The organism is Bacillus sp. LL01 (genome assembly GCF_001037965.1).
In genome coordinates this window covers 1,216,600-1,234,951 of sequence record NZ_LFEL01000001.1, presented here as the reverse complement: position 1 = coordinate 1,234,951, position 18,352 = coordinate 1,216,600, and the positions used below count along the sequence as shown (strand labels likewise).

General features: G+C 42.7%; 16 protein-coding genes. 13 read left to right on the top strand and 3 right to left on the bottom strand.

Going from position 1 to position 18,352, the window contains the following annotated elements; translation table 11 throughout:
• The first annotated feature begins 74 nt into the window (after window positions 1-74).
• The 11 genes from AB685_RS06240 to AB685_RS06190 all read left to right on the top strand — a co-directional run bounded on the left by AB685_RS06240 (window position 75) and on the right by AB685_RS06190 (window position 12,706).
• Window positions 75-1,091 carry an aldo/keto reductase gene (locus AB685_RS06240; protein WP_047969603.1) on the top strand — a complete coding sequence of 339 codons (1,017 nt, stop codon included), beginning with the start codon at window positions 75-77 and terminating at the stop codon, window positions 1,089-1,091.
• A gap of 533 nt (window positions 1,092-1,624) precedes the next feature.
• Complete coding sequence (yiaA, locus tag AB685_RS06235; protein ID WP_047969602.1) at window positions 1,625-2,095, top strand: inner membrane protein YiaA; 471 nt, start codon at window positions 1,625-1,627, stop codon at window positions 2,093-2,095.
• 346 nt (window positions 2,096-2,441) lie between these two features.
• Window positions 2,442-3,950, top strand: a complete 1,509-nt coding sequence (locus AB685_RS06230; protein WP_047969601.1) for a malate:quinone oxidoreductase — start codon at window positions 2,442-2,444, stop codon at window positions 3,948-3,950.
• A 145-nt stretch (window positions 3,951-4,095) separates the two neighbouring features.
• Window positions 4,096-4,950: a pirin-like C-terminal cupin domain-containing protein gene (locus tag AB685_RS06225; RefSeq protein ID WP_047969600.1), complete on the top strand. Its 855-nt coding sequence runs from the start codon at window positions 4,096-4,098 to the stop codon at window positions 4,948-4,950.
• A 178-nt stretch (window positions 4,951-5,128) separates the two neighbouring features.
• Window positions 5,129-6,250, top strand: coding sequence for a YibE/F family protein (locus AB685_RS06220; protein ID WP_047969599.1), 1,122 nt, complete (start codon window positions 5,129-5,131; stop codon window positions 6,248-6,250).
• Window positions 6,247-7,017: a YibE/F family protein gene (locus AB685_RS06215; RefSeq protein WP_047969598.1), complete on the top strand. Its 771-nt coding sequence runs from the start codon at window positions 6,247-6,249 to the stop codon at window positions 7,015-7,017. The genes AB685_RS06220 and AB685_RS06215 overlap by 4 nt, the downstream gene beginning before the upstream one ends.
• A gap of 133 nt (window positions 7,018-7,150) precedes the next feature.
• Complete coding sequence (locus AB685_RS06210; RefSeq protein ID WP_047969597.1) at window positions 7,151-8,380, top strand: NRAMP family divalent metal transporter; 1,230 nt, start codon at window positions 7,151-7,153, stop codon at window positions 8,378-8,380.
• Between the two features lie 21 nt (window positions 8,381-8,401).
• The gene (gene pxpB, locus AB685_RS06205) at window positions 8,402-9,139 is read left to right on the top strand and encodes a 5-oxoprolinase subunit PxpB (protein ID WP_241773246.1); all 738 of its coding nucleotides are present in this window, start codon (window positions 8,402-8,404) and stop codon (window positions 9,137-9,139) included.
• Window positions 9,136-9,912, top strand: coding sequence for a 5-oxoprolinase subunit PxpA (locus AB685_RS06200; RefSeq protein WP_047969595.1), 777 nt, complete (start codon window positions 9,136-9,138; stop codon window positions 9,910-9,912). The genes pxpB and AB685_RS06200 overlap by 4 nt, the downstream gene beginning before the upstream one ends.
• Window positions 9,905-10,849, top strand: a complete 945-nt coding sequence (locus AB685_RS06195; RefSeq protein WP_047969594.1) for a biotin-dependent carboxyltransferase family protein — start codon at window positions 9,905-9,907, stop codon at window positions 10,847-10,849. The genes AB685_RS06200 and AB685_RS06195 overlap by 8 nt, the downstream gene beginning before the upstream one ends.
• Before the next feature lie 372 nt (window positions 10,850-11,221).
• Window positions 11,222-12,706: an N-6 DNA methylase gene (locus AB685_RS06190; RefSeq protein WP_082153519.1), complete on the top strand. Its 1,485-nt coding sequence runs from the start codon at window positions 11,222-11,224 to the stop codon at window positions 12,704-12,706.
• Between the two features lie 71 nt (window positions 12,707-12,777).
• Here AB685_RS06190 and AB685_RS06185 read toward each other — a convergent pair whose 3' ends face one another.
• From AB685_RS06185 to AB685_RS06175, 3 genes are all read right to left on the bottom strand, one after another.
• Window positions 12,778-14,787, bottom strand: a complete 2,010-nt coding sequence (locus tag AB685_RS06185; RefSeq protein WP_047969592.1) for a TRAP transporter permease — start codon at window positions 14,785-14,787, stop codon at window positions 12,778-12,780.
• Window positions 14,780-15,307: a DUF1850 domain-containing protein gene (locus AB685_RS06180; RefSeq protein WP_082153518.1), complete on the bottom strand. Its 528-nt coding sequence runs from the start codon at window positions 15,305-15,307 to the stop codon at window positions 14,780-14,782. The genes AB685_RS06185 and AB685_RS06180 overlap by 8 nt, the downstream gene beginning before the upstream one ends.
• 130 nt (window positions 15,308-15,437) lie before the next feature.
• Window positions 15,438-16,415: a TAXI family TRAP transporter solute-binding subunit gene (locus AB685_RS06175; RefSeq protein ID WP_128755803.1), complete on the bottom strand. Its 978-nt coding sequence runs from the start codon at window positions 16,413-16,415 to the stop codon at window positions 15,438-15,440.
• Window positions 16,416-16,609: 194 nt separating this feature from the next.
• On the opposite strand from AB685_RS06175, the gene AB685_RS06170 reads away from it, so the two are divergent.
• Together AB685_RS06170 and AB685_RS06165 are read left to right on the top strand one after the other, a co-directional pair.
• Window positions 16,610-17,551 (top strand): D-2-hydroxyacid dehydrogenase, encoded by a 942-nt coding sequence (locus AB685_RS06170; protein WP_047969589.1) that lies wholly within the window; start codon window positions 16,610-16,612, stop codon window positions 17,549-17,551.
• Window positions 17,552-17,976: 425 nt separating this feature from the next.
• Window positions 17,977-18,342, top strand: a complete 366-nt coding sequence (locus AB685_RS06165) for a DUF5082 family protein (RefSeq protein ID WP_047969588.1) — start codon at window positions 17,977-17,979, stop codon at window positions 18,340-18,342.
• The last annotated feature ends 10 nt before the right edge of the window (window positions 18,343-18,352 follow it).

Sequence of the window (18,352 nt, the reverse complement as noted above, 5' to 3'; positions counted from 1 at the left end):
CCTATGAACAATAGCACCGTCGTTTATCATCTTAAATGTTCGGGAAATATCATTTTGTATAGGGAGGAGATTATATGAAAGAAATTTTGAAAGATAAGTTAGGTTTTGGAACAGCTCCACTTGGTAATATGTTCCGTGATATTCCTGAAGAGGAAGCACTTGCAACAGTAGAAGCTGCCTGGAATAATGGGGTTCGCTATTATGATACTGCTCCATTTTACGGTGCAGGACTTGCTGAGCTTCGTCTTGGTGAAGTATTATCAAAACACAATCGTGATGAATATGTGCTAAGTACAAAAGTGGGTAGATTAGTTCTCGATGAACTAGAAGATACATCGAAGCGTGATTTAGGGGAAAAAGGTGGACTTTTTGAATTCGGCCGAAAGAATAAAGTTATCAACGATTATAGTGCAGATGCAACATTACGTTCAATTGAAGACAGCTTGAAACGTTTAAAGACAGATCGTTTGGACGTTGTTTTTGTCCATGATATAGCACAAGATTTTTATGGTGATGAATGGTTAGCTAAATTCGAAAGTGCTCGTACGGGAGCATTTCGTGTACTGTCACAATTACGAGATGAAGGGGTAATTAAATCCTGGGGGCTTGGAGTTAATAAAGTGGAGCCAATCGAAATTGCTCTTGAATTAGGTGAAAACAAACCAGATGTCAGTTTATTAGCAGGTCGCTATACATTACTAGACCATGACCGGGCATTACAAAGATTAATGCCGGCTGCCGCTGAACAAGGTGTAGATATCATCGCCGGAGGGCCATATAGTTCAGGAGTTTTGGCTGGTGGCACACACTACGAGTATCAAAAAGCAAGTCCTGAAATTAATGAAAAGGTTGAGAAAATAAAAAACCTTGCACAACGGCACGGGATTAGCATAAAAGCTGCCGCTCTTCAATTCTCTTTAGCCAATCCGGCTATTGCAGCTGTTATTCCAGGCGCAACTCGACCAGAGCGAATTGCAGAGGATCAGGCAGCATTAAAAGAAGTGATTCCAGCATCTTTCTGGAATGAAATGCGTGAACAAAATTTAATAGCTGAAAACGCACCATTACCGATAGATTTTAAAAATGTGTAATAATACTTGGCTCTTTTCTCAAAGATTGTTGCTATTCGCTTGTAAAAAGTCGGCAATTGGACTTTTTAGCGCTTATCTTCACAAAAATTGGCAGGAATCCTATTAGGATAGCGAGGAAAAGAGCACGACAGCAAGGATTATAACGGTTGGTTGATAAATGCGTAAAAGCAACAAAGTTTACGAAAACAGCCTTATACCTTAAGGGAATTGGCTCATCACAATCGATGAGCCAATTCCCTTTTTTATCTTGCTCCCATTATTTCCTGTTGCCCTCAGTATGACGTCTTTTGCCTGGTGGATACTTTAAATATTTCCGCTTTAAAAGACCGTCCCCATAACAGAAGAAATGACCTTAATCACTAGAGAAAAACAAATGATACTGCCAGAGTTTTAGGGGTAGATGGCCCAATCTATTTTCAAAGGTGAGTTATCACTTTTCAACAAATAGGAAAAATTAATTTCCAGCATCAAACCAAACTCTGTAAAAAATTGTTATAATGGACCATATACATAATAGCAAAGGGGAGTGTGAAATGGCTGATATGAACGAAAACCCGTTATTGAAAAGTGATGAGAATAAACCGAAGATCAAGGTGGAAAGAAAAGAGGGAGAACCGACTGCCGCGTTTAAAGGGGCAAGCTGGGCCGCTTTGGTGGTAGGTGTTTCTGCTTATCTGATTGGTCTCTTCAATGCCGCAATGGAATTGAATGAGAAGGGGTACTACTTTGCTGTATTGGTATTCGGACTGTATGCAGCCGTATCCTTGCAAAAGGCGGTAAGGGATAAAGAAGAGGATATACCAGTTTCAGGGATTTATTACGGGCTAAGTTGGTTTGCGGTTGTTGTAGCCATTTCCTTGATGGCGATCGGCCTTTATAATGCGGGAAGTATTATCTTAAGTGAAAAAGGGTTTTATGGCATGTCGTTCGTTCTTAGCCTATTTGCGGCAATCACCATTCAGAAAAATATCCGAGATGCTCAGTTGGCAAGAGAAAGAGATTAGTAGTAGGGGGGCGGTACTGTCGTATATAGGCAGAACTGTCTTTTTTTATGGTGAAATTTTTATAGTTCTGTTCCCTTGAGGAAGGACTTCACACTTTTTTAAGTGCTCAAAATAGTTTATAATATCAGATAAATAGATTGTAACTCTACAAAAATATCAATACAATTATGATATGATATAAATTAAGATGGACAAAGTATGTTTCTAGATGACAACTTGTATAAAAGTACACAATTTGACTTTTTACAAGCATGATAGCAATGAATTTAACGGTTGGTTTATAAATTCGAAAAAACAACAAAGGACACGAAAACAGCCTTTTTATAAATTTAGGGGATGTGTAATAATGAGCAACATGCAGAAAAAAACAGACGTTATCTTAATTGGTGCCGGAGTCATGAGCGCGACTTTGGGGTCGTTATTGAAGGAACTAGTACCTGAATGGGAAATCAAAGTGTTCGAAAAGCTAGCAAGTGCAGGGGAAGAAAGCTCGAACGAATGGAATAATGCAGGTACAGGTCATGCAGCACTGTGCGAACTTAACTATACATCCGTAAAAGCGGACGGAACGATGGATATTAGCAAAGCGGTAAAGGTGAATGAACAGTTCCAGCTTTCAAGACAGTACTGGTCCTATCTTGTAAACCGCAATTTGATTAGCAATCCGCAGGACTTTATCATGCCTTTACCACACATCAGTTTTGTGGAAGGTAGGGAGAATGTCACGTTTTTGAAAAATCGGATGGAAGCGCTGTCAAAGAATCCGCTTTTTAAAGGGATGGAATATTCCGAGGATCCTAACAAGCTGCAGGAATGGATGCCTCTTATGATGGAAGGGCGGACGTCCAAGGAACCGATTGCGGCAACCAAAATTGATTCCGGAACGGATGTCAATTTCGGTGCTTTGACACGGATGCTGTTTGATCATTTGGAAAAGAGTAATGTGGAAGTACATTACGAGCATAGTGTAGATGATATAAAACGTGCCAGCGACGGATCATGGGAATTGAAAATACGTGATATCAAAACTGGCAAAACGGAATATCATCATGCCAAATTCGTCTTTATCGGCGGTGGGGGCGGCAGTCTTCCTCTCCTTCAGAAAACCGGTATCCCGGAGTCGAAGAATATTGGCGGATTCCCGGTAAGTGGTTTGTTCCTGTCATGTAACAATCCTGAAGTAGTCGAGCGGCATCATGCGAAAGTGTATGGGAAGGCGAAAGTTGGAGCTCCTCCAATGTCCGTGCCGCATCTTGATACAAGGTATATTAACAATAAAAAGAGCTTACTGTTCGGACCATTTGCAGGCTTCTCTCCGAAGTTTCTGAAAACCGGCTCCAATTTGGATCTGATAGGTTCTGTGAAGCCATATAATGTTATGACCATGTTGTCGGCAGGATTTAAAGAGATGTCCTTGACCAAGTACCTGATTCAGCAGGTTCTGTTATCGAATGAAAAGCGCATCGACGAGTTGCGTGAGTTTATTCCGAATGCGAAAAGCGAGGATTGGGAGATCGTCGTGGCCGGTCAACGTGTACAAGTTATCAAGGACACCGAGGCTGGTGGCAAAGGGACGCTTCAATTCGGTACAGAAGTCGTCAGTGCTAGTGACGGCTCGATAGCCGCATTACTCGGTGCTTCTCCCGGGGCTTCCACGGCTGTTCACGTCATGTTAGAAGTCTTTGAAAAATGCTTCCCGGAGCATATGTTTGAATGGAAAGAGAAAATCAAGGAAATGATTCCTTCCTATGGTGTATCTTTAGTGGATAATCCGGAACTATTCGACGAGATTTTCGCCTCCACGGCGGAAACCCTCTTTCTTAGTGAAGGAAAAAAAGAGCTTTCCTACAATTAAAATTAATGGTGAAACCTTCAATCCTCCTTGGGATTGAAGGTTTTATGTTTTTTACACAGGAGAACATGGCACGAGCCGAAAACTTGAGATGACTCTTCCAAGTTCTGTATGCTAAAGGTAACTGAGATTAGAGAGGGGTTTTATTATGGGAACAGCTAAACGATTAATCCGGGACCATTGGAAGGTGCAATATAAAAATCCAGGCTACCCGCATGTTCAGCAGGGGTGGGTGCTACCTCCTGAACGTATGACAGATTATGACCCGTTCATTCTGATGGCGGACGATTGGTTCAAACGAGGAACCTTTTCCGATCACCCCCACCGCGGCTTCCAGACCATCACCTATGTAATTGATGGCAGGCTTGAGCATACCGACAACCAGGGTGGGCATTCTGTGTTGCACGCAGGGGATGTCCAGTACATGAATGCCGGAAGTGGTGCCCGCCATGCGGAGGAAGCCGTGGACGAGGATGTCATCCATACGTTGCAACTGTGGCTTAATTTGCCGAAGAGCTTGAAACAGACGGAGTCCTCTTATCAAAATGTTCTTATGGAAGATGTTCCTGTCGTAGAGTTGGATGGCGGATTTTTGCGTATTTACTCGGGAAGTGCGGAGGGGGTGACAGGTCCAATGAACTCACTTGTTCCTATCAATATGTTCGAAGTCTATTTAAAAGCGGGGGAAAGCTATTCCCTAGAACTGCCTTCCAATCACAATGGCCATGTCTACATGCTACAAGGCAAGATGACGTTTGCAGCGGACGTGACGTTGGGTAAAACAGAAGTTGGACTGCTTTCTTTCGACGAGCAGGCAAGTGACGGTGTGGCGGATGTGTTACATATCAAGGCGGAGGAACGCTCGAGAATGCTTATCTATACCGGGAAGCCTCTTAGGGAGCCCCTTGTTGCCAGAGGTCCTTTTGTGATGAACACGGATAAGGAGATAGAGGACGCATTTGAAGACTTTCGGAGAGGGAGGTTTGGGCCGTCTTCTCAATGAAACCTACAGAAGTGGCGGGGAGTTTTTTACGTTGGTTGAAAGATTGGTGAATTATAGATATTATAAGCGAAGATGAGCTTGGGACGACAACTTGTTTAGGTTTCCATAAACCACTCTTCGAACCACGGGAGGTCACGTTCTAATATCTATACTGTTCAGATAGGGAAATGAGGTTGACATGTTCAAAACTAGTAAACGAAAATATATTCTATTCTACATCATTTTGGCAACTTGCTTGTTCTCCTCCTACTTATTTGTTCAGAACAACCATTCCTTTTATGAGCGACCAATAGCCAAAGTAATAGAAACAAAGCTTGAGGATCAATCAGAACTGGTTGACATGTACAATAATGAAGATGTCCTGTACAGACAGCAAATTATTGCAGAGTTGCAAAATGGAAAAGAAAAAGGAGAACGCATCTCCTTGATGAATGAGTATTCGAATTCCGGCGCGTACGATCAGGAGTACCATGTAGGAAACGAGCTTTTTGTTTCCATTCAGTCCCCCTCAGAAGACGATACCATGTTGAAGGGAACGATCGAGGATGTTAAGCGGGATAAGTTTCTTCTTTTAACAGCATGGTTTTTTGTCCTGGTTTTAATTTTGGTAGGGAAGAAGCAAGGGTTTTATTCTATAGTAAGCCTCGTCGTTAACGCCGTTTTATTATCGTATGCTCTGAATATTTATATGAACTCCTCCAACTTAAGCTTGGTTTTAATATGCGGGATTAGTGCCATTTTATTTACGGTTATTTCTCTCCTGCTTGTAAATGGAAGGAATGAAAAGTCCTATGCGGCTGTCATAGCGACCTTGCTTGGTACCTTGGCATTAATGCTCATCACCTACTTTGTTATCGGGGCGACTGCCGGCAACGGATTAAGGTACGAGGATATGCAGTTTTTAACCCGCCCCCCTGAGGTGGTGTTCATGGCTGGAATATTGGTGGGATCGCTCGGAGCGGTCATGGATATCGCCATCACCATGTCCTCTTCCATCTTCAGCTTATATGAGAAAAAGCCGAACATTTCGGTCAAAGCACTTGTTACATCAGGAATGGATATCGGAAAGGATATCATGGGGACCATGACGAACATTTTGTTCTTCGCTTATGTGAGCGGTTCTATTCCTATTCTTATTTTATATTTCATGAACGCTTCCCCTTTCGGTTACACCTTGTCCCTTAACCTCTCTTTAGAGCTTGCCAGGGCATTGGCAGGAGGAATTGGGATTGTGCTTACAATTCCCATTGGCTTGTATGTGTCGATATTTTTTGTCAACCGGAAGAGGGCGAGGGCATGAATGTATTAATTGTACTTGCAGTGATTTTGTTCATCTTGATGGTTATGGTCGGTGGGAAAAAAGGGGTACGTTCCTTCATTGCACTTTTTGTTAATTTTGGTGTGCTGTTTATGACGATTTTATTTATGACCGACCCCAATGCCAATCCAATTGTCTTGACCTTGATCGCCTGCATCATCATCAGCTGTGTTAGTCTGTTTTATATCAATGAATGGAACGTCAAAACTACCATTGCGTTCATATCGACGATCATCTCGATCATCATTATGCTGCTCTTCATTCTATTTATCACGAAGCATTCGATGATCCAGGGGTTCAGTGAAGAGGAAATTGAAGAGATGGGCATGTATTCCATGTACCTGGGAGTTGATTTTGTGAAAATAGGGGCTTCCGTCATTATCATGAGTACAATCGGGGCAATTGTTGATATTGCCATCTCCATCACATCTCCCATGCGGGAAATACATCACCATAACCCGACTATCAGCCGAAGAGAGCTGTTTCTGTCTGGAATGAGCATCGGGAGGGATATTCTCGGCACAAGTGCCAACACCATCTTTTTCGCCTTTTTTGGAGGCTATTTGGCCTTGCTCATCTGGTTTAAGGAGCTCTCCTATTCTGCTGGGCAAATCATTAATTCCAAAGTATTTAGTGCAGAGATGATTACAATTCTTTGTGCGGGTACAGGTATAGCTATTGTGATTCCTATCACCTCTTGGATTACGGCTTCTGTCTTGGTGAAATCAAGTAAGGATATAGAAAAGTAGATGTATTTGAAACCACTCCTCGGAGTGGTTTTTTGGTTTGAATTTTAATAGCTTCCACTTTTATGTTAGTGTTAATATATTGGAATAATAGTGTGCATTTTATAAAATCACAACAAAAATTGGGGGTCCCACCATGTCGTCAAAACAGAAGAACACATACAATGATTTACATAAGCCCACTAAAAGTAATTGGAGTGTCCTGCTCGGTGCAGCTTTCTTGATGGGGGCATCTGCTATCGGACCTGGATTTTTGACACAGACGGCTGTATTCACGGAACAACTTCTTGCGAGCTTCGGTTTTGTTATTTTAATGTCCATTATCCTCGATATCGGGGTACAGATAAATGTTTGGAGGATTATTGCGGTTTCCAAGAAAAGGGGTCAGGATATTGCCAATATGGTTTTACCGGGCCTAGGTTATTTCTTGGCTTTCGCTGTGGCCTTGGGCGGCCTTGCATTTAATGTCGGTAACATCGGTGGCGCGGGTCTTGGAATGAACGTGCTATTTGGTATTGATGTCCGAATTGGGGCAGTCATTACTGCTGTTATTGCCGTCGGGATTTTCCTCTCTAAAGAAGCGGGAGTCACGATGGACAAGATTGCACGAATCTTAGGGTTGATGATGGTATTGCTCACGCTCTTCGTGGCTTTCAAAAGTAACCCGCCTGTAGGGGAGGCTGTTTTCCGCACATTTGCTCCGGAAACGATTGATGTGTTTGCAATCATTACCTTGGTTGGCGGGACGGTTGGAGGCTATATCACTTTCGCTGGAGGACACAGACTATTAGATGCAGGAATTAGCGGGAAGGAAAACCTTCACCAGGTGACAAAAAGTTCTGTAACTGGAATTGTAATAGCATCGATTATGCGGATCTTCTTATTCCTTGCCGTGCTTGGTGTAGTCGCGACCGGCTTTACATTGGATCCAAACAATCCACCCGCATCCGTGTTCATGGAGGCAGCGGGTATGGTCGGATATAAAATGTTCGGTCTTGTACTATGGGCTGCAGGGATTACTTCCGTAGTTGGAGCCGCCTACACGTCCGTTTCGTTTTTACGTACTTTGTCCAAGAAGATAGACAGGAATAATTCAAAATTCATTATCGGTTTCATTGTTGTTTCGACTATTATTTTTGCATTCATCGGCGAGCCGGTTCTATTGTTGATTCTGGCGGGAGCCTTCAACGGACTTATTTTACCTGTGGCACTTGGAACGTTGCTGATTGCAGCTTATAAAAAAGAGATTGTAGGCGATTATAAACATCCGTTATGGTTAACGATTTTTGGAGCGGTTGTTTTCATCGCAACAGCATACTTGGCAGCAGTCACGCTCATTAACCAAGTGCCGAAGCTGTTTTCTTAAATGATTGGAGGGGAAGCCAAAGTGAAGACCCACTTTTTTCCTTTGGGAGATACAGGAGTACAAGTTCAATTTGGTTCCGACATTTCGGAAGAGACGAACCAACAAATCAGGATTTTTGCAGATTATCTCAAAAAGCATCCGGTGGACGGAATAGTGGAGTGGGTGCCAGCCTATACAACCCTGACCATTTTTTACCGTCCAGATAAAATTCTCTATAAGGATTTGTGCAATGAGCTTGAAACGATAATCGAAGCTCTACAGGGGGCAGACGAGGGGTCCACCTCGATCGTCTATGAAATACCTGTCCTGTATGGAGGAGAGGCGGGGCCGGATCTGTCAGAGGTGGCAAGCCACAATGGCTTGACCGAAGAGGAGGTCATCTCCATTCATTCCAGTCAAGCCTATCTCATTTACATGATGGGCTTTGTACCTGGTTTTCCATACCTAGGTGGCATGCCGAAACAGATAGCTACCCCAAGGCGTGAAAACCCGAGGGCGAAAATTGAAGCAGGCTCTGTGGGAATAGCAGGGGAACAGACCGGCGTGTATCCTTTAGAAACTCCAGGTGGTTGGCAGATTATCGGGAGGACGCCTCTTAAGCTCTATGATGCCGCCAAAGAAGATCCTATTCTTTTATCTGCAGGCCATTATCTGCGTTTTGTTTCAGTGGATCATAAAGAATTTGAAGAAATAGAAGAGGCCATCAGCCTTGGTGAATATAAGGTGAAAAGCTATGAAAAAGGGGGGAGGAAACGATGAGGACCATTGATTTGAACAGTGATTTAGGCGAAAGTTTCGGTGCTTATACGATTGGAAATGACCAAGAAGTGCTCAAGTACATTTCGTCTGCGAATATTGCTTGCGGTTTTCATGCTGGGGATTACAACGTATTAATGGAAACCGTCAAGACTGCTTCCGGTCTCGGCGTCTCAATAGGTGCCCATCCCGGATTTCCTGACCTGGCTGGATTCGGTCGCCGTGATATGTCCATGAGCCGGGAGGAAATCTTCAATCTCGTAGTATATCAAGTGGGGGCAATACAGGCTGCTGTTACCGTATTTGGTACACTGGTCCGTCATGTTAAACCACACGGTGCCCTGTATAATATGGCATCCAAAAATGAAACCGTAGCTTTAGCCATCGCTGAAGCAGTCCATGCGGTTAACCCGAATCTAATACTATACGGCTTGGCAGGAAGTGAACTGGTCCGGGCAGGGGAGAAAGTAGGGTTAAGAGTGGCGCATGAAGTGTTTGCCGACAGAACTTATCAACCTGATGGAACGCTTACTCCAAGGTCACAGGCCAATGCCATGATACACGATGCAGATCTTGCTGTTGAGCGGGTTCTGAGAATGGTGAAGGAAGGAAAAGTGACTGATGTAGAAGGACACGATATATCCATTCAGGCGGATACAATCTGTGTGCACGGAGATGAGCCGGAAGCGTTGGAATTCGTACGGAAGCTACGAGAGAAACTGGAGGAAGAAAAAGTGGGAATTCAAGCCTTTGGGGCGGTGAATATCCATGACTAAACCTTTGTTTCAAGTAATTAAACCCGGATTGTTGACAACCTTGCAGGATTTGGGCCGGACAGGCTTTCAGGAGTTCGGGGTGGTTGTTTCTGGTGCGATGGATGATTATGCCCTTCAAATAGGGAATTTATTGGTCGGAAACAATAAAGGGGAAGCGGGACTTGAAGTGACCATCATGGGGCCCGAATTGAAGGCGTTGGAAGACGTGGTCATCGCCATATGCGGGGGAAATCTATCCCCGAAGGTCAATGGCAAACGAGCACCAATGTGGAAGAGTTTTTCGGTAAAAAAAGGAGAGTTCATCGAGTTCGGCCAGCCGTTGGAAGGAGCACGTGCCTACATCTGTGTAGCAGGAGGTTTCGATGTGCCGATAGTAATGGGAAGTAAATCGACCTATTTGAAAGCGCAAATTGGCGGGTTGGATGGCCGCGGGCTTGAAAAGGATGATATCTTGTACGGAGAAGTTCACGATAGAGTGAGAGCTGGACGATCCATCCATCCTGATGAAATCCCTTCCTATAAAAAAGAGATGGAAATCAGAGTTTGCCTGGGACCTCATCATCATGTTTTTCATGAATCATCTGTGGAAACATTTTTGACCTCCACTTTTGAAGTGACCCCACAATCAGATCGGATGGGCTATCGACTGAAAGGACCTAAAATAGAACATAAAACATCTGCAGATATCATTTCAGAAGCTATCCCTCTTGGTGGGATTCAAGTGCCTGCAGATGGAAGCCCAATACTACTAATGGCCGACCGGCAAACAACGGGCGGATATACAAGGATTGCCACTGTCATTTCCTATGATATCCCACTGCTGGCACAAGCCCAGCCTGGCTCCACTATCCGGTTCCGGGAAGTGTCTGTAGAAGAGGCACAGGCGTTCTATTTGAAAAGAGCCAAGTTTTTCCGTGTTCTTGAAAAAGTGACATGACCTATCACAAACTTTATTTTTGGCTCTTTTCTCAAAGATTGTTGCTATTCACTAGTAAAAAGTCGGTTATTGGACTTTTTACGACTTACCTACTCTAAAATAGGCATGTAGTTTACTCTCGATACCAGAGAAAAGAGCACGACAGTAAGGAATATAACGGTTGGTTTATAAATACGAAAAAACAACAAAGTTTACGAAAACAGCCTTATTTTTAAAGCATTAGGGGAATCCACTCCCGTTAACCCTAAATAGCAGAGGACCTGGTCTTCTGCTATTTTTTTGCCTCTGACTGAATAAAAGAACTTTCTGTATAATGAACAAGTGAAGCTAGTGAACTATAATTAGAGAGAGGCAACAGTGGGAGGGTCGATAGTGGGAAGACATAATAAATGGATTGAAAAAGAGAATAGAAATGTGAGAGAAATCGGCTATTACTCCACGCCTGATTTTGTGGCCAAGTACCTTAGTAAAAGGCTGTTGATGATTAACCCCAATGGAGAAAAGGTTCTTGACCCCTGCTGTGGAAAGGAAGAGTTGCTGGAAGCGTTTTTTCATCGGCAACTTCAGGTGGACGGCATGGATATCGAATCCTATAAATCGGAATACTGTTGCAGCTTCCACCTACAGGATTTTGTCCGGTTCCATGAAAAAATCCAGCGGGATAAGGCAAACCTGCAGGAGCAGGATTATGACTATTACATTGCGAACCCTCCGTATAACTGCCATGAAGTCGATTTTATCAGTAAGAATAAAACTACCCTGATGAAACAGTTTTCTGATGTGGGAGTATTGAATATGTACAGTATGTTCATCTCTGCGCTCATTGATATGGCAAAAGAGGGGGCTTTGATAGGGCTTATAACAGCCGACTCCTTTTTCACGGCAAAAGGCCATGAAAAGTTGAGAAGAAAGATAGTGGAAACCTGTGCAATCCATGAAATCACCATGTGCTCCAACGATTTGTTCCATAACCAGGCTGCAGATGTTAGGACAAGTATCGTTATCCTTCAAAAAGGGAAGAAATTTCAACGAGAAGTGGTCACGAACAATCGACCTTTATCTAGAACTATATTTGAAAAACAGCTGGATAAACAGTTGGAAATGATACGAATAGAACAACATGCCGGCATCTCGTTGGATGAACTATTAATGGCCAACCCTGTAGACAATATGGAATTCGTTATTGGTTGCCCGCCTGATATTAAAGGTTTGTTCGCGGGAGCACGGATTGCAGACGAATATAAGTGTGTGACTGGCATTTCCACAGGCAGAGACGAGCTCTATCTATCCAAGGAAAAGACCGGACCCTACACAGTCCCGTTCTATAAAAACCCTGGAAGAAAAAGATTCTATACCGAAAACCATCTCTATTTACATAAGGAATTTCTGACTTTTGATAAAGAGATCAAGAATTTTATCGTGAGAAACAAGCCATTACTGTTTCAATCCGGAATTACCTGTTCTTCGATGGGGGTTGAATTTGCGGCTGCTAGGTTGCCTAAGAATGCGACATATGGTGTAAATGCCAATATTATTTGTGATGAAGATGATGCTTGGTGGCTATTGGCATACCTTAATTCCGACCTTGTCACCTATATGGTAAGAGGTGTCCTCATACGATCGAATATGATTACATCCGGCTATGTTTCCCGGATTCCGTTAATTGCAATGGAAGAGAGAGACAAAACCATATTGGGAAGCCTGGCAAGGAAAGCGCATGACCTTGCCCAAGAAGGACACCCCTTTGAAAAAGAGTTGAAAGAAATCAATCAACGGGTCAACCACTTATCGGGAATAAGCGTAGAAAGCGAAGAAGTGATTGGCAGATTCAAAAGGAATCTGATTAAGAGTACATAAAACCTCGTTGTAGTTAATGAATAAACTAAAAAAGCCTGATCTCCAAATAAATGGAGTCAGGATTTTTTTGTTTAATTCGTTTCACCTACAGCATTCTTCACGCCTTTTTCGGTGTTCCCGCGCTTCCAGAAAAACTGTAGCGCAAGCATGATACCAAACGCGATGAACCCGAAGATATCAGTGTTCGATTCAGGATAGATCAATAATAAACCGATAGAAACCGTAAGAATACGTTCGATCCAGTGAAGCTTTCTATACCAGAACCCGATAAGCCCTGCACCAATGGAGATCATTCCAATGATGGAGGTTACCAGAATCCAGGAAACCTCTGGAATGGTCGTATCAATCATCAATAGCTGTGGCTGGAAGACAAACATATACGGAATAATGAACGCCGCTATTGCAAGCTTGGAAGCATTTATTCCAGTACGTATCGGTTCTCCTTTTGATATCCCTGTAGCAGCAAATGCGGCCAGGGCAACCGGTGGAGTGATGTCAGCGACAATTCCGAAATAGAACACGAACATGTGCGCAGCGAGAACCGGAATAGCAACCTCCAATTGATCATTTAGCGCTAAAATTGCCGGTAATGCAATCGTAGACGTAATGATATAGTTCGCAGTCGTCGGTGAACCCATTCCTAAGATGATAGATGCAATCATCGTAAAGAATAGAGTAAGTAATAATAGTAAAGTAGGTGTGGACGTAATGGAAGCTGCGATACTTACAAGGCTGTTTCCAAGCTTAAGTCCAAGACCTGTCTTTGTAACAACACCAACGATAATACCTGCACATGCTGTTGCTGCAGCCACTCCAAGAGCGGTGCGTGCACCATTTGTCAGTGCCAGCATAAATTTGGTTGGGGTGATTCGGGTATCTTTCCTAAACAAACTAACGATAATCGTACTTAAAATACCTAGTAAAGCAGTTCTTTCTATACTGTACCCTTGGAATAAAAGAACGACAATAACCAGAATTGGTAATAGTAAATGAATCTTTTTCAATACTTCCATCTTTTTCGGTATTTCTTCTTTTGGTAATCCGAGTAATCCTTGTTTCTTTGCTTCAAGGTGGGTCATGATCCAGATACCGGAGAAGTAGAGAATGGCAGGGATGGTCGCCGCTTTGGCAATGTCCCAATAAGGGACCCCGGCAAACTCAATCATCAGGAAGGCGGCTGCTCCCATGATTGGAGGCATGATCTGTCCTCCAGTCGACGAGGCTGCTTCTACGGCTCCGGCGAAGTTCCGGTGATATCCAAGTCGTTTCATTAACGGAATGGTATAAGAACCGGTGGTAACTGTGTTGGCAACCGAACTACCAGAAATGGTACCTTGTAAGGCACTGGAGAAGATCGCAACTTTCGCAGGTCCCCCTGTACGTCTTCCGGCAAAGGAGATAGCCAAATCATTGAAGTAGTTCCCTACCCCGGTCTGAACCAGGAATGCACCAAATAATAAGAATAAGAAAATATACGTGGATGATACCTGTAACGGTGTACCCAAAATTCCATCTGTCGTAAAGAACATAGATTGAATCAATTGAGTTAAACTGAGTCCTCTATGGATCAGCCAACCCGGCATATAAGGGCCAAACAACGCGTAGATCATGAACACAACGGCGATAATGGTAATCGGAAGACCGATTGCACGCCTCGTTGCTTCAATTACTAAAAGGATGGCCAACCCGCCAATGACCGCTTGGGCGGAAGTGATACTACCAATCTGCTGAACCAACGTATCATAGTAAACAGGCCAATAGCCGCAAACGACAATCGTCAATCCTACTAATATGTAGTCATACCAAGCAATCTTGGTTTTATTTCCACCTTTTCTAGCAGGATATAACAAGAATATGAGAGTCAGGGCAAAACCTAAGTGAACGGTACGTTGCAGGTATGCTGTAAGCTGACCGAATATTCCTGTGTATAATTGAAACAGGGAAAAGGCAATCAATAGAAAGAAGATCACTTTAGCTGCGTAGCCGGAAAGGGTCCGTGTTTTTGCGTCCGGATCGTATTTCTCAAGCAGCTTTTCTTGTTCTTCCGCCGTCAATTCCTTTTGATCGTTTCTATCACTCATTTATTTTCATTCCTTTCATATACTGCCATAATGTCAATTTTTCTACTCTTACATTATACCAGTCTCCTGGAGTAAAGTATTCGTTGAACCACACCATCTTTTCTCCATTTTCACCCCAGGCAAGGCGATTCTTGGAAACGGTTTTTCCATTTCGGACATTCATGGAGGAGAAAACATTGTTTAATTCTCTGATATGATACTTTCCATCTTCATATACAAATTCTTCTCCCTCTTCCGCATTAGATGGCATGCCAATCCCGAATTCTTCGTAAGTGATTTCTGTTTGAACGATTTGGTGGTCATCTCTCACCTTATATTTTTCCACCACATCGGTTAAATGGATAGAGTGTGTAAAGATGATTTGAAATGGTTCCTCTTCATCAATGGGGAGGAATGCTTGTATTTGTTCGGTGTTTTGCACATGGAAAACTAGCGCGGTTCGGAAAGGGACCAAGAAAAGGCCCATTAAGAGTATTAAAATAGTAGAGGATATAATAATAGCTAAAACTTTCTTCTTCATAGTAACCCACCTAATAAAAAGGTACTGTTGCACTCAAACAAGTCTTTACAGAGCCAAAAAAAATAAAAAAGAAGGACCGACAGCAAAATGAATATTAAGTGTCGGCCTGCCTATTCCTCATATCAAAAAATTAATCTAGTAAACCTTCTTCTTTAAAGTACTTCTCAGCACCAGGGTGGAAATCAATACCGATTCCGTCTGTTGCCGTTTCAAGTGTAATGAATTCACCCTTAGCATGGGAAATGCCATCCGTGTTTTCATAGATAGCTTTTGTAATGTTATAAACTAGATCCTCAGAAAGGTCTTTTGACACCGCAAGCATTGCAAGAACTGCAACTGTATTAACTTCGTTGTCCATACCATAAGTTCCAGAAGGAATTGTGTCTGCAGCATAGTATGGATATTTCTCTATTAGCTCATCAACCTTATCCTGTTCAATAGAAACGATGCTTACAGGGTTAGTAGCAGATAATCCATCAACCGCACCTGTTGGAGTTCCGGAAGTGATGAATGCCGCATCGATGTTGCCATCTTGGATACCACCAGTGGATTCACCGAAGTCAAGGTTTTGCGCATCGATATCGTCCATTGTCATACCGTGAACTTCAAGAATTTGCTCAGCATTGATGTAAGTACCTGAACCAGGTGCACCTACAGAAACTTTTTTTCCTTTTAAATCTTCAACACTGGAAATTCCAGATTTTGCAAGAGTTACAATTTGAATCGTTTCAGGATATAAAGAACCGATTGCCATTACGTTATCAACAGCTTTGCCTTCAAATGCATTCGTACCTTCAATCGCATTAGCAATAACGTCTGTTTGAACAAAAGCCAGCTCAGCATTTCCTTCGGATAGAGCGATTACATTATCTGCAGAAGCGTTGGATGAAACCGCATCTGTTTGAATTCCTGTTTCGTCTGTAATAATCTTAGCCATAGCTCCACCAAGTGGATAATATGTACCACTAGTTCCACCTGTCAACATACTCATTAATTTCGGATCTTCTGAACTACCTTCACCATTAGATCCATTATCCCCGCCACATGCAGCCAAGAATAAAGATAGTACCAGAACCATAGATAAGACTACAAAACTATTCTTCTTCATCAAACTCCCCCTAGTATTAAATTTACATCTCCTATTTTACAGTTATTACAGTGATTTATCAAATATGAACCCAATATTTAGGTGATTTTCTGTTCTATTCACTTACTCTAGAAGATTGTGTGTCCTATTACACTACTACTTTAACATGATAAGATAAAGATATTATTAGCCTAATGAGTAGGGGAGATTTTGTCATGAAAATAACGAATATCCTTTTTACAGGTAGATTAGTCAACGAGTTGAAGACTATGCTGACAGCAAAAGATGCATTGAAAGGATTGAATCTCCGCTTTATTGCTGAGAGTCAGGTAACAGGGGAGGACATGGATTGGGCCGATGGTTTTGTAGCATTTCAGCCGACAGAGGAATTCCAATTTGGCAATATCAAGTGGATACACTCTTTAGGAGCTGGGGTGGATCGTTATATGGCACTAGGGAGTTGGCCCGAAAATGTTCTTTTGACAAGAACTGTTACATCGTTTGGTCAGAAAATAGGGGAGTACACGCTAAGTCATATCTTAAAAGATCTTCAACACCACGATAAATTTCAGCGGCAACAGGGGGAAAAAGAATGGACAGTCCATTCTCCACGTCCTCTCCATGAGGTGAAGGTAATCATTTATGGAACAGGGGAAATCGGTCAGGAGGTAGCCAGGATCCTTACTTTCTTCGGAGTGGAAGTGTACGGTGTTTCCCGTAGTGGAGCGGATAAGGAGAACTTTCGCATGGTTATGCCTTTGGAGGATGTGGAAGAGAGCATTCTCGGGAAAATGGATTATGTAATAAACACATTACCATTGACGGAAGAGACTACGAATCTGTTTAGTCATAGTTTTTTTGAATGGGTAAATCAAGCAGTTTTGATTAACGTTGGAAGGGGGAGAACCATTGACTCTGAAGCTTTGTTAGTAGCATTACATTCAGGAAAGCTGAAGGCTGCCGTTCTGGATGTATTAGAAGAGGAACCATTGCCGGCAGACAGTCCGTTATGGGCTCATCCGAAAGTGAACATCACCCCACACATCTCCGCCATTACCACGCCTGAAGAAGCGGTAGAATGTTTTTTGGAGACGTTGGCATTGCTTAAGGATGGGCGGGAATTGCGGAATAAGGTGGATGTTGGGAAGGGCTATTGAAGGGGGGCTGCGTATTATTGAGTGGGCGGGTCTCTAACCGCCCGACGCACCCAAAAAACCCCCTAATAGAACCACTCCATCCTCTGAACCACCATAAACTACCACATTACTCGCCTGCCCCCCACCTCCAATGCAACAATTAATTTCAGGTTTCATTTTCCAAAAAATGTGCTATTAAAGTAGTAGTACTTTTCGTCCGGTTGGGTGTAATTCGACTTACTCCGCACAAAATCAGCACAATCCAACCCAATTCTCACAAAATAGTATAAATTACCCATTTAAATACAACCAAAAATAAATAGTTTTCATCATTTTGGCATTTTTCTTCCATGTTATAGTAGAAGGTATTGAGAAATTGATCTATACCACCCGTGTACATACCCAATCCAAAATAAAACCAATAGATTCCTTATGAGGTGATAATATTGTCTATCGCATATTATAATGCTTTGCTCAGAGAAAAGCAGTTGCATCTGCAGCGACTTCAAAGCTGTCAAAGTCAGCTGAGGGGCAAACAGCAAGAGTTTGCCAGCTTCAGAGCTTCTGTAACAAGGCCTGATCTTTCCTCCTTTACATGGCAAGGGACTCTTGCAAACCGATTTGAAGATATCCGAACAAATGGGATGCTTCATTATTTTAATGATATGGAACAGAGCCAATTCAGTGCCATCTTCTCAGGCATAGAGATTAAAATCCAGCAGCTTCATCGTGAAATAAGTTCCATAAAGCAAACAATTGCTTCATTAGAATTGCAACTGGCAGAAGAACAAGCAGCCAAGCGATTCAATTAAGATCATTGGA

What these genes read in the sequence shown, in the direction of transcription:
- AB685_RS06240 (WP_047969603.1), top strand. Translation starts at nt 75, where the DNA reads ATGAAAGAAATTTTGAAAGATAAGTTAGGTTTTGGAACAGCTCCACTT.
- yiaA (WP_047969602.1), top strand. Translation starts at nt 1,625, where the DNA reads ATGGCTGATATGAACGAAAACCCGTTATTGAAAAGTGATGAGAATAAA.
- AB685_RS06230 (WP_047969601.1), top strand. Translation starts at nt 2,442, where the DNA reads ATGAGCAACATGCAGAAAAAAACAGACGTTATCTTAATTGGTGCCGGA.
- AB685_RS06225 (WP_047969600.1), top strand. Translation starts at nt 4,096, where the DNA reads ATGGGAACAGCTAAACGATTAATCCGGGACCATTGGAAGGTGCAATAT.
- AB685_RS06220 (WP_047969599.1), top strand. Translation starts at nt 5,129, where the DNA reads ATGTTCAAAACTAGTAAACGAAAATATATTCTATTCTACATCATTTTG.
- AB685_RS06215 (WP_047969598.1), top strand. Translation starts at nt 6,247, where the DNA reads ATGAATGTATTAATTGTACTTGCAGTGATTTTGTTCATCTTGATGGTT.
- AB685_RS06210 (WP_047969597.1), top strand. Translation starts at nt 7,151, where the DNA reads ATGTCGTCAAAACAGAAGAACACATACAATGATTTACATAAGCCCACT.
- AB685_RS06200 (WP_047969595.1), top strand. Translation starts at nt 9,136, where the DNA reads ATGAGGACCATTGATTTGAACAGTGATTTAGGCGAAAGTTTCGGTGCT.
- AB685_RS06195 (WP_047969594.1), top strand. Translation starts at nt 9,905, where the DNA reads ATGACTAAACCTTTGTTTCAAGTAATTAAACCCGGATTGTTGACAACC.
- AB685_RS06185 (WP_047969592.1), bottom strand. Translation starts at nt 14,787, where the DNA reads ATGAGTGATAGAAACGATCAAAAGGAATTGACGGCGGAAGAACAAGAA.
- AB685_RS06180 (WP_082153518.1), bottom strand. Translation starts at nt 15,307, where the DNA reads ATGAAGAAGAAAGTTTTAGCTATTATTATATCCTCTACTATTTTAATA.
- AB685_RS06175 (WP_128755803.1), bottom strand. Translation starts at nt 16,415, where the DNA reads ATGAAGAAGAATAGTTTTGTAGTCTTATCTATGGTTCTGGTACTATCT.
- AB685_RS06170 (WP_047969589.1), top strand. Translation starts at nt 16,610, where the DNA reads ATGAAAATAACGAATATCCTTTTTACAGGTAGATTAGTCAACGAGTTG.